Below are 13159 nucleotides of genomic sequence, written 5' to 3'. Positions count from 1 at the left end.
GCTCGATCACGCGCGCGACCACGTCGCTCGCGGCGACCGGCTGGGCGGGCAGCGCGAAGCGGACCTCGTCGGCGGGCAGGACCTGCTGGTAGCCGGCGCCTTCGTCCACCGCGCCCACGGCGATGTCGGATGCCGGGTAGAAGGTGCGCAGCGACTCGTGCCTGGCCACCACATCGGCGATGGCCGCTTCGAGCGCGGCGACATCGAGGTCACCGGTGAGGCGGATCGCGACGGGGATGTTGTTGACCGCGGTGCGGTTGTCGAAGCGGTTGAGGAACCACATCCGCTGCTGGGCCTGCGACAGCGGCACCAGCTCGGGACGCGGGCGCGGGGCGAGCGGGATGCGTCCACCACGACCGGTGTGCGTTTCCACGCGCGCCGCCAGCGCGGCCACGGTCGAGGCCTCGAACAGCGCGCGCAGCGGCACCTGGGTGTCGAGCGCCTCGGACAGCCGCGCCGCGACCCTGGTGGCGACCAGCGAGTTGCCGCCGAGTTCGAAGAAGTCGTCGTCGAGGCCGACCTGACCGGCACCGAGCACCTCGGCGAAGGTCGCGGCGACGATCTGCTGTACCGGGGTGACCGGCGTCTGGAAGGTGCGCGCGGCGAACACCGGCGCGGGCAGCGCCTTGCGGTCGAGCTTGCCGGAGGCGTTGAGCGGGAACGCGTTCAGCACCACGTACGCGGCGGGCACCATGTAGACGGGCAGCGCGGTGCCGAGGGTGTCCTTGACCGCGTCGGTGTCGATGGTGACGCCGGCTTGCGGGATGACGTAGGCGACCAGCTGATCGCCGGTGTGCTCATCGGCGCGGACCACGACCACCGACTGGGCGATCTCCGGCAGCGCGGTGAGCGCCGACTCGATCTCGCCGAGTTCGATGCGCAGACCACGCAGCTTCACCTGGAAGTCGGTGCGGCCCAGGTATTCCAGCTCGCCGTCCGCGGTCCAGGTGACGAGGTCACCGGTGCGGTACATGCGCTCGCCGGGCGCGAACGGGTCGGCGACGAAGCGGTCCATCGTCAGGTCGGCGCGACCCACATAACCGTGGGCCAGCTGCACGCCCGCGAGGTAGAGCTCACCCGCGACACCCACCGGAACGGGTCGCAGCCGCGAGTCCAGCACGTACAGGCGGGTATTGAACACCGGAGCGCCGATCGGCACCGTCTCGGTGTCGGCGTCGGTGACCTCGTGATAGGTCACGTCGACCGCGGCTTCGGTGGGGCCGTAGAGGTTGTGCAGTGCGGCGCCGGTCAATTCGCGCAGACGCTGCGCGGTCGGCGCGGGCAGACCCTCGCCGGAGGCGAACACATTGCGCAGCGAGACACACTCGGCGGCAAGCGGTTCGGTGACGAACACGGCCATCATCGACGGCACGAAGTGCACGGTGGTGACCTGTTCGGCCACGATCAGACGGGCCAGGTAGGCCGGGTCGCGATGCCCGTCCGGCTTGGCGACGACCAGTCGCGCGCCGACCTGCAAGGGCCAGAAGAACTCCCACACCGACACGTCGAAGGTGGCGGGGGTCTTCTGCAGCACCACGTCGTCGGCGGCGAGGCCGTAGGCGGCGTGCATCCACACCAGGCGGTTGACGATCGCCGCGTGGCTGACCGCGACACCCTTGGGTCGACCGGTCGAACCGGAGGTGAAGATGACGTAGGCGGTGTTGTCCGAGCGCAGCGGGCGATGCCGATCGGCATCGGTGACCGGCGCGGCGGAGTGACCGGACAGGTCGAGCTGGTCGATGCGCACCTCGCGACCGGCGGCCGCGGGCAGGCTCTCGCCGGAGGTCAGCACGCAGACCGGCTGCGCGGTCTCGAGGATGTGCTCGATGCGCTCGGCCGGGTGATCGGGGTCGAGGGGCACGTACGCGCCACCGGCGGCGGACACGGCGTACATGCCGACCAGCAGGTCGATCGAGCGCCGCATACCGAGGGCCACATACGATTCCGGGCCCACACCGGCGTCCTTGAGCCAACGCGCCAGCTGACGCACCCGCACCGCGAACTCGGAGTAGGACAGACTCGTCCCCTCGAACGTGAGCGCGATCGCGTCGGGGGTCCGCGCGACCTGGGCCTCGAACAAGGCGTTGAGAGTGGCCGGATCGTCGTCGCTCGGCGTGCTCAACGCGGCGTCGACGGCGAATTCGGTGTCGTTCCAGCGATCGAGCACCAAGGCACGCTCGGCGGAGTCGAGCAGCTCGATGTCACCGACGGGGGCCGAGGGGTCGACCACGACGGCCGTGAGCACGCGCAGCAGGCGAGCACCGAAGGTCGCGGCGAATCCCGCGTCGAAAAGGTCTGTCGCGTAGACGAGTTCGGCGTCCATATGGCTGTCGTCGTCGGCCGGGACCTCGCTGAGCGCGAGCTGCAGGTCGAACTTGGCCATGTGCTGGTCGATGCCGAGCTCGGAGACCGTGAGGCCGGGCAGTTCCAGGGTGGTGCGACCCAGGTTCTGGAACGAGAGCATCACCTGGAACAGCGGATGCCGCGACTGCGACCGCGCCGGGTTGAGCACCTCGACGAGACGCTCGAACGGCACGTCGGCGTGCGCGAAGGCGGCCAGGTCGTGTTCGCGGACCTGACCGAGCAGCTCGGTGAAGGTCGCGCCGGGGTCGACCTGGGCGCGCAACACCAGGGTGTTGACGAACATGCCGACCAGATCGTCGAGGGCCTGCTGTCCACGGCCCGCGACCGGGGTGCCGATGGCGATGTCGGAGGTGCCCGACAGGCGCGACAGCAACACGGCGAAAGCGCTGTGCACCACCATGAACAGGGTGGTGCTGTGCTCGTGGGCGACCCGGTTCAGTGCCTCGACGAGCTCGCCCGGCAGTTCGAAGCGGTGCGTGCCCGCCTGGTAGCTGGCCTGGGCGGGCCGCGACTTGTGACCCAGGCGCAGTTCGTCGGGCAGGTCGGCCAGCGCGCCGCGCCAGTGCTCGAGCTGTTCCGAGATCAGCGAGGTGGGATCGGTTTCGTCGCCGAGGATTTCGCGCTGCCAGAGCGCGTAGTCGACGTACTGCACCTCCAGCGGCGGCCAGCCGGGTTCGGTGCTCGCGGTGCGGGCGACGTAGGCCGTCATCAGATCGCGCACCAGCGGGCGCAGCGAGAAACCGTCGGCGGCGATGTGGTGGACCACCATCACCAGCACGTGCTCGCGTTCGCTGAGCTCGTAGACCCGAAGGCGCACAGGCGCGTTCGCGGTGACATCGAAACCGCGGCGGGCGAACTCGTAGAGCGAGGTCGCCATATCGGTCTCGTCGGCCTCCATCAGCTCGACGTCCGGGATCGAGCCCGCGGCGGCGAGGACCTTCTGATAGGCGGTGCCGTCCGCCATGGTGGCGCGCCCCGACTCGGGTGCCACGTACACGGGGTAGACCGTGCGCAGGGTTTCGTGGCGGGCGACCACGTCGGCGACCGCGCCGCGCAGGGCGGGCAGGTCGAGCAGGCCCTGCAGGCGGACCGCGACCGGGATGTTGTAGGTACCGGTATCGGCGATGTCGAAGCGGTTCAGGAACCACATGCGCTGCTGCGCGAGCGAGAGCGGCGGATGCTCGGGGCGCTGACGGGCCGTGAGCTCGGCGCGCTGACCGGTGCCCGCGTGCGATTCCACGCGGGCGGCCAACGCACCGACGGTGGGCGCCTCGAACAGGGTGCGCACGCCGACCTCGGCATCGAGCGCCTTGCTCAGGCGGGCCGCGACCTGGGTGGCGACCAGGGAGTTGCCGCCGAGGGCGAAGAAGTCGTCGTCCACGCCGACGCGCTCGGCGCCGAGCAGGTCGGCGAAGATCTCGGCGACGATCTCCTCGATCGGGGTCGAGGGCGCACGGAACATCTTCGCCTCGAACACGGGCGCGGGCAGCGCCTTACGGTCGAGCTTGCCGGACGCGTTGAGCGGGAAGGCATCGAGCACGACCAGTGCCGAGGGCACCATGTAGGTGGGCAGCTCGGCGGTGATGCCCGCCTTCACCGCGGCCACGTCGACGGTCGTCTCCGCCTCCGGCACAACGTAACCGACGAGCTGGTCACCGGCGTGCGCGTCGGAGCGCACGACCACGACCGACTGCGCGACACCCGGCTGGGCCAGCAGGGTGGCCTCGATCTCGCCGAGTTCGATGCGCAGACCGCGCAGCTTCACCTGGAAGTCGGTGCGGCCCAGGTAGTTCAGCTCGCCGTACGAGAGACCGTCGCCATCGGACACCGCGGTCCAGGTGACGAGGTCACCGGTGCGGTACATGCGTGAACCGGCCGCGCCGTACGGGTTGGCGACGAAACGGTCGGCGGTCAGGTCGGCCCGGTTGAGATAGCCGACGGCCAGCTGATCGCCCGCCAGATAGAGCTCTCCCGCGACACCGGGGGCCACGGGGTGCAGCCGGGAATCCAGCACGAACACCCTGGTGTTCCACACCGGGCGGCCGATCGGCACGGACTCCACATCGGCGTCGACGACCTCGTGATAGGTCACGTCGACCGCGGCCTCGGTGGGGCCGTACAGGTTGTGCAGGCGGGCACCGGTGAGCTCGCGCAGGCGCTGCGCGGTGGGCGCGGGCAGCGCCTCACCGGAGGCGAACACCTGACGCAGGCGCACCGCGTCACCGTTGCCGTTGCTGCCGAGGGTCGAGACGAACACCGACAGCATCGAGGGCACGAAGTGCGCGGTGGTGATGTCGCGTTCGGCGATGATCTGGGCCAGGTACACCGGGTCGCGGTGGCCGTCGGGCTTGGCGACGACCAGGCGGGCGCCGGTCTGCAAGGGCCAGAAGAACTCCCACACCGACACGTCGAAGGTGGCCGGGGTCTTCTGCAGTACGGCGTCGGCGACGTCGATCGGGTACTCGTGCTGCATCCACAGCAGCCGGTTGACGATCGCGGCGTGGTCGACCGCCACACCCTTGGGGCGCCCGGTCGAGCCGGAGGTGAAGATCACGTAGGCCGTGTTGGTTGCCCGCAGCGGTCGCACGCGTTCGGCATCGGTGATCGGTGCACCGCTGAAGTCGGCGGGCGAGAAGATGTTCTCGACCGCAACCACGGTGACGCCGTCGGCTTCGAACGAGTCGCGTCGGCTGGTGAGCACCAGGCGCGGCTGCGCGGTCTCGAGGATGTGGCCGATGCGGTCGGCGGGCTGATCCGGATCCAGCGGCACGTAGGCGGCACCGGTCTGCAGCACCGCGTACATGGCGACGACCAGCTCGGTGGAGCGCCGGATCGCCAGTGCCACCTGGTCACCGGGGCCGATGCCGTCGGCGATCAAGCGGCGGGCGATGCGGTTGGCCCGCTCCTGCAGCTCGCGGTAGGACAGTTCTTCCTGCTCGAAGACCAGGGCGACGGCGTCCGGGGTCCGCTCGACCTGTGCGTCGAACAGCGACACCAGCGTGCCGTGCGGGACCGCGTGCGCGGTGTCGTTCCAGTCGACGAGAACCTGCGCGTGCTCCTCGGGCGCGAGCAGATCGATATCGCCGACGAAGACCTCGGGATCGGCGACGACCGCGGCGAAGATGTTGTCGAGCCTGCGGGCGAACGCGGCGACCGTCGATTCCTCGAAAAGGTCGAGCGCGTAGGAGAACTCGGCCGCCATGCCACCGGCTTCGCCGTTGGTGTCCTGCACCTCGGTGAGCGTGAGCTGCAGGTCGAACTTGGCCAGCTGGGGGTCGTAATCGATACCGCTGACCGCGAGGCCCGGCAGCTGGAGCGAGGCCTGCTTGTTGTTCTGGAACGACAGCATCACCTGGAACAGCGGGTGGCGTGCCTGCGAACGGGCCGGGTTGAGCACCTCGACCAGGCGCTCGAACGGCACGTCGGCGTGTGCGAAGGCCTGCAGGTCGGTCTCGCGGGCCTGGGCGAGCAGGGTGGCGAACGGGGTCGCGCCGTCCACCTGCGAGCGCAGCACCAGGGTGTTGACGAACATGCCGACCAGGTCGTCGAGCGCCTGATCGCCACGGCCCGCGACCGGCGTACCGATCGCGATGTCACTGGTGCCGCTGGCACGGGCCAGCAGCACCGCGAGGGCGCTGTGCATGACCATGAACAGCGAGGCGTTGTAGCGGCGGCCCAATTCGACCAGGGCGCGCTGGGTTTCGCTCGCGATGACGAAGCTGTAGGTGCCGCCCCGGTAGGACGCGGCAGGCGGGCGCGGGTGATCGGCCGGAAGTACCAGCTCGTCGGGCAGGTCGGCGAGTTCTTTCGCCCAGTAGGCGATCTCGGAGGAGATCAACGACTGCGGATCGTCCTCGGAGCCGAGGACCTCACGCTGCCAGAGCGAGTAATCGGCGTACTGGACCGGCAATTCGGCCCAGGTCGGCGCTTCCCACGAGGTGCGGGCGGCGTAGGCCATGATCACATCGCGCGAGAGCGGGGCCATCGACCAGCCGTCGGCGGAGATGTGGTGCACCACCATGCCGAGCACGTACTCGGACTCGGAGACCTCGAAAAGCCGTGCGTGCAGCGGTACTTCGCTGGTCACGTCGAACGCCATCGACGCCAGATCGATCAGATGATCGATGAGGTTGTCCTCGGTGACCCGGTACGGGGTGAGGTCGGGGACGATCTGCGCGGCATCGAGGACCACCTGGACCGGGCCGGTGCCGGAATCAGGGAACACCGTGCGCAGCGACTCGTGCCGGTCGATGACATCGATGACCGCCACCTGCAGCGCGGCCACATCGAGGTCACCGGACAGCCGGATCGCGACCGGGATGTTGTTGACCGCCGAGGCGGTGTCGAACCGGTTGAGGAACCACATGCGCTGCTGCGCCAGCGACAGCGGCACCAGGTCGGGGCGTTCGCGCGCGACCAGAGCCTTGCGGGCACCGTCACCGGCCTGGGACTCCACGCGGGCGGCCAGCGCCGCCACCGTGGGCGCCTCGAACAGCATGCGGACCGGGACACGGGTATCGAGGGCGATACCGATGCGGGAGGCGACCTGGGTGGCGATCAGCGAGTTGCCGCCCAGTTCGAAGAAGTCGTCCTCGACACCGACGCGCGACAGCTCGAGCACGTCGGCGAAGATCTGCGCGACGATCTGCTCGATCGGGGTGGTGGGCGCGCGGAACTCGCGCACCTCGAACACCGGGGCTGGCAGCGCGCGACGGTCGAGCTTGCCGTTGACGGTCAGCGGGACCGCGGCGAGCACCATGATCGACGAGGGCACCATGTACGCGGGCAGACGCTGCGCGACGTGGTCGGTCAGTTCGGCGATATCGATCGAACTGCCGGGCACCGCGACGACATAGGACACCAGCGAGGTGCTGCCGCCCTTGTTCTTGTGGCCGATGCTCACCGCGAAGTCGACGGTCTCGTGCGAGGCGAGCGCGGAGTCGATCTCGCCCAGTTCGATCCGGAAACCGCGGACCTTCACCTGGAAGTCGGAGCGGCCGACGTATTCCACATTGCGATCGGCGGTCCAGCGCACCACGTCACCGGTGCGGTACATCCGCTCGCCGGGGGCGTACGGGTTGGCGACGAACCGGTCGGCGGTCAGCGAGGCGCGCGCGTGGTAGCCACGCGCCATACCGACGCCACCGATGTAGAGCTCACCCGCGACACCGACCGGCACGGGGCGCAGGCGGTCGTCGAGGATCAGGGTGTGGACGCCGCGGATGGGGCCGCCGATGACGACCCGCTCCCCCGGGATCAGCCCTTCGCTGAGGTTGGACGCGATGGTGGTTTCGGTGGGGCCGTAGACATTGCCGAGCATGCGGCGCGAACCGTTGGGCAGGCGCACCGCCCACTTGGCGACCAGTTCCGGCGGGACCGCTTCACCACCGGCGGCGAGCACCCGCAGGTGATCGAGGCCGCGGGCGTCGAAGGTTGCCAGCGCGGCGGGGGTCACGAACGCGTGGGTGACCTGTTCGGTGATGAGGATGTCGCGCAGTTCCTCACCGCCGTAGACGCCCGGCGGGACGACGACGAGCGTGCCGCCGCGACCGATGGCGAGCAGCATTTCCAGCACCGACGCGTCGAACGAGGGCGAGGCGAAATGCAGTGCGCGCGTGGTGGAGTCGAGCGAATACAGGTCGATCTGCTCGGCACAGAAGTTCGCGACGCTGGCATGGGTGACCACGACGCCCTTGGGCACACCGGTGGAGCCGGAGGTGTAGATCAGGTACGCGGGCTGCGCGGGATCGGTCTGGCGGACGAGTTCGCGCGGGGCCAGCGGGGCATCGGAGATGCCGGTGAGGTCGATGTCGTCGACCACGAGCCAGCGCACCGAATCGGGGAGCTCATCGGCTTCACCGGTGACCGTGATACCCACGGACACACCGGCATCGGTGATCATGTGGGCGATGCGGTCGGCCGGGTAGTTCGGGTCGACGGGCACGAACGCGGCGCCGGTCTTGGCGACCGACCACACCGCGAGCACCGACTCCAGCGAACGCGGCACGGCGACGGCGACGAAGTCCTCGGCGCCGAGACCCTGCTGGATCAGCAAGCGCGCCAGCTGGTTCGAGCGGCGATCGAGGTCACCGTAGGAGACAGCTGTCCCCTCGAACACGACTGCGGTCGACTCGGTGTCGCGGGCGGCCTGGGCGATCAGCTGCGGCAGCGTGCGGGCCACCGCGGCGGGAGCGCCGAAACGGGTGACCAGGTCGGTGCGTTCGGCATCGTCGAGCACATCGATCGCGCCGACGGTGACGGCCGGGTCGGCCAGGATCGCGTCGAGCACGCGGCGCCAGCGCAGCAGCAGCTCTTCGACGGTCGACTGATCGAACAGGTCGATGGCGTAGGTGAGCACGCCGGTCATGCCCGACAGCGAGCCGGTGCCGGTGCGTTCCTCGGTGAGCGTCCACTGCAGGTCGAACTTGGCCATGTCGACCTCGACCTCGTCGGCCGTGACCGTGAGACCTGGCAGCTCCAGGGTGCCGTGCGACATCTCCTGGAACGACAGCACCACCTGGAACAGCGGGTGCCTGGCCTGGGAGCGCGACGGGTTGAGCACGTCGACGAGCCGCTCGAACGGCACATCCGCGTTGGCGAACGCGCTCAGGTCGGTTTCGCGTGTGCGGGTGAGGAATTCGGTGAACGGCTGAGTCGGGTCGACGTCGGAGCGCAACACCAGGGTGTTGACGAACATGCCGATCAGGTCATCCAGCGCCTGCTCACCACGGCCCGCGATGGGAGTGCCGACTGCGATGTCGGTGGTGCCCGACAGGCGCGCGAGCAGCACTGCGAGGGAGGCGTGCACGACCATGAATAGGGTGACGCCGTTGGCGCGAGCCACCGCGGCGAGCTGCTCGTGGGTGTCGGCGTCGATCTCGAAACCGACGCGCGCGCCACGGAAGCTCTGCTGCTGCGGGCGCGGGCGGTCGCTGGGCAGGTCGAGCTGGTCGGGCAGGCCTTCCAGCGCCCGCTGCCAGTAGTCGAGCTGACGCGCGGCCATCGAGGTCGGGTCGGATTCGGCACCGAGCAGTTCGTGCTGCCACAGCGTGTAGTCGCGGTACTGGACGGGCAGCGGCAGCCAGGCCGGGGCCGCGCCCGCGGCACGGGCCAGGTAGGCGGTGGCGACGTCGCGGGCCAGCGGACCGAAGGAGAAGCCGTCGGCCGCGATGTGGTGGACCACGAAGGCGACCGCGTATTCCGGTGTGCCATTGGTGGTTCCGCCGACGACCTTGAAGATCTGCACCCGGATCGGCAGTTCGAGGGTCACGTCGAAGCCGGTGGAGGCGAAATCGATCAGCTCCTCGCGCAGCCGCGACTGGTCGATCGGGGTCACCGCGATGCCGAGATCGAATTCGTCGGCGCCGAGCACCTGCTGGAATCCGCCGTCGGCATCGGGGAAGATCGTGCGCAGCGATTCCTGGCGCACCACAACATCATTGAGCGCGGCGATCAGCGCGTCGACCTCGACGCGACCCTTCATCTGCACCACGAAGGGCAGGTTGTAGGTGGGCGCGGTCGGGTCGAACTGGTTGATGAACCACATCCGCTGCTGGGCCAGCGACAGCGGCACCTGCTCCGGATGCGGCTGCGCGACCAGCGGCGGACGCTTAGCCGAAACATCCGCAGGCGTAGCGGATTCGGCACGCGAGGCGAGTCCGGCCACCGTCGGGGTCTCGAACAGCGCGCGCACACCCAGCTGGATGCCGAACGCGGCACCGATGCGGGCGACGACCTGGGTGGCGACCAGCGAGTTGCCGCCGAGTTCGAAGAAGTTGTCGTCGGCGCCGACCCGTTCCTGGCTCAGCACGTCGGCGAAGATGCCCGCCACGATCTGCTCGGCCGGGGTGCGCGGTGCGCGGAAATCGCCTGCGGCAGCACTGAACACGGGCTCGGGCAGGGCCTTGCGGTCCAGCTTGCCCGAGGTGTTGAGCGGGAACGCGTCGAGCACCATGATCGACGCGGGCACCATGTAGGCGGGCAGCTTCTCGGACACGAAGCGGGTCAGCGTCGCCGGATCGGCGGACTGGCCCGGCGCGGGCACGATGTAGGCCACGAGCTGCTGGCCGGTCGCGGTGTCGACCACCAGGACCGCGGCCTGACTGACACTCGGGTGCGCGAGCAGGTCGGTTTCGATCTCGCCGAGCTCGATGCGCTGGCCGCGGAACTTCACCTGGAAGTCGGTGCGGCCGATGTATTCCAGGACGCCGTCGGCGTTCCAGCGCACGAGGTCGCCGGTGCGGTACATGCGCTCGCCTGCGGCGCCGACGGGGTTGGCGACGAAGCGGTCCGAGGTCAGGTCGGGGCGGCCGCGGTAGCAGCGGGCCAGCTGACGACCGGCCAGATACAACTCACCCGGTGCGCCGATCGCGGCCGGGCGCAGCCGCGAATCCAGTACGTAGACTTCGACATTCCACTCGGGGATACCGATCGGCACCTGCGTGGTGTCGGCTTCGGTGGCCTCCCAGTAGGTGACCGAGACCGCTGCTTCGGTGGGGCCGTAGAGGTTGTGCAGACCGGCGTCGGAGATCGCGCGCAGACCCGCGGCGGTCTCGGGAGGCAGTGCCTCACCGATGACGAAAACCGCACGCAGCGTTGCGCATTGAGCCTGCGTCGCGTGGGAGACGAACACGGTCAGCATGGACGGGACGAAGTCCGTCACGGTGACGCCGTGACGCTGGATCATGTCCGCGACATACAGCGGGTCGCGGTGGCCGTCGGGGCTCGCGATGACCAGTTTCGCGCCGACCATCAGCGGCAGGAAGTAGCCCCACAGCGACACGTCGAAGGTGGTGGCGGTCTTCTGCAGGTAGACGTCGTCGGCGGTCAACCGGTACTCGTCGAGCATCCACAGCTCTTGGTTGACGATCGCGTGGTGGGTGACCGCGACGCCCTTGGGGCGGCCGGTGGAACCCGAGGTGTAGATGACGTAGGCGGTGTTGTCCGGGCGCAGCGGGGACAGCCGGTCGGCATCGGTGACAGGTGTGGCGTCGAAACCGGTCGTGTCGAGTCGATCGATCTCGACGCGGGCGACAGTTTCCGGGAGATCGAGGTCGTCACCGGCGGTGGTCAGAACGCAGACCGGTGCCGCGGACTCGAGGATGTAGGCGGTGCGGTCGGCCGGATGATCCGGGTCGATCGGCACATACGCGCCACCGGCCCTGAGCACGGCGTGCATGCCGATCACGAGGTCGAGCGAGCGGCGCATGCCGAGCGCTACGAGGGATTCCGGGCCGACGCCGTCGGCGATCAGGAAGCGGGCAAGACGGTTCACCTTCGCGCCGAATTCGGCGTAGGTGAGGGTCTCGCCCTCGAAGTCGAGGGCGATGCTGTCCGGGGTGAGCGGGATCTGCGCGTCGAGCAGCGCGGGCAGCGTGGTCGCGGGGACCTCGTGCGCCGCGTCGTTCCACTCGGTCAGCGAGCGTTCCAGTTCCGCGGTGCCGGTGACCGGCAGATTCCACACCGGTAGCTCGGCGTCGGCGGCGAGGAACCGGTCGAAGAACTCGAGGAACCGGCCGTGATGGGTTTGCGCGTCGGCCGCCGAGTACAGGTTCGGGTTGGTCTCGAAGTCGATGTGGGAGCGGGTGCCACCGTGCGACTGATAGAAGTTGACGCCCAGGTCCTCGATGCTGCCCGTGGACAGCACGTTGAGCGTGCCCTCCATGTCACCGAAACTCAGGTGGTTGTCGAACAGCATGATGTTGACCCACGGGCCGAAGAACTCCGTGGAGACCATGCCCTCGCCCGCCGAGTCGCGGCGGATGTCCTCGTGGCGGTAGCGCTGGTGGCGCAGGGCGCCGGAGACCTCGGTGGTCACCGAACGCAGCAGCTGCGCGACGGTGGTGTCGTGGCCGACGCGCAGGCGCAGCGGGACGATGTTGGAGGTCACACCGCCGGAGCGCCGCATCACCGCGGTGGTGCGGGCGGTGACCGGGAGACTGAGGATGACGTCTTCGGTGCCGGTGATCTGGGCCAGGTAGGCGGCGAAGCCGGCGATCAGCAGCGGTGCCGCGGTGCTGTCGTGGCGGGCGATCGCGGCGGTGAGCCGCTCGTCCTGGGCGGGGCTCAGTGCCGCGCTGGTGATGTCGTTGACCGGCGATGGCGGGGCCGAGCGACCGGTGAGGCTGCTGCCCTCCTCCAGACCCGCTACCCGCTGGGCCCAGTGCTCTTTGTCGGACTGGAAGCGGGTGCTGTCGCGGTAGACGAGCTCGGACTCGTAGAGCGCGCGCAGGTCGGTGGCTTTGTTCGGCGGCGCCGGGGTGCCGGTTACCGCGGCGGTATAGAGCTGCGCCGTGCGGTTGACGAAGTTGTTGGCGCCGAAACCGTCGAGCACGATGTGGTGGACGCGGGCATACCAGTACCAGCGGTCATCGCTGAGCTGGATCGCGGCGGCCTGGACCAGGCGGTCACGAACGATGTCGAGCGGGCGGCTGTACTCGGCGCGCATCCATGCGGCGGCGGCCGCTTCGGGGTCGGCCTCGCCACGCACATCGACATAGATCAGCGTCGCGTCCTGGGTGGGATCGACGGTCTGCATCGGCTCACCGTCGATCTCGACGATGCGCAGCCAGCCCGATTCGAGGTCGGTGGCCGCGTCGGCGCTCGCGCGCTCGAGCACGGCGACATCGAGGCGTCCACGCAGGTCGACGTACTGGGCGATATTGATCGGCACCTGTGGGTCGACGTGCTGCGCGTACCAGATACCCAGCTGTGCGGGCGAGAGCGGGAAGTACTCCGAAGAGCCTCCACGTCCGTCACCAGTTTCGCCGTTTCCGCCGAAATCCAGCCGGTCCAA

The 13159-nt window shown here is 69.2% G+C and carries 1 protein-coding gene (only partly in view); it reads right to left on the bottom strand.

Going from position 1 to position 13159, the window contains the following annotated elements; genetic code table 11:
* Nucleotides 1-13159 carry the beginning of a non-ribosomal peptide synthase/polyketide synthase gene (locus tag ACFWPX_RS21130; protein ID WP_378928794.1) on the bottom strand. It extends 30671 nt beyond the left edge of the window, so 13159 of the gene's 43830 nt are visible here — the first part of the coding sequence; its start codon is at nt 13157-13159; the stop codon falls past the left edge of the window.

The sequence above is a fragment of the Nocardia sp. NPDC058518 genome (assembly GCF_042719655.1).
Taxonomy (GTDB): Bacteria; Actinomycetota; Actinomycetes; order Mycobacteriales; family Mycobacteriaceae; genus Nocardia.
This window is presented reverse-complemented; position numbering and strand designations above follow the sequence as displayed.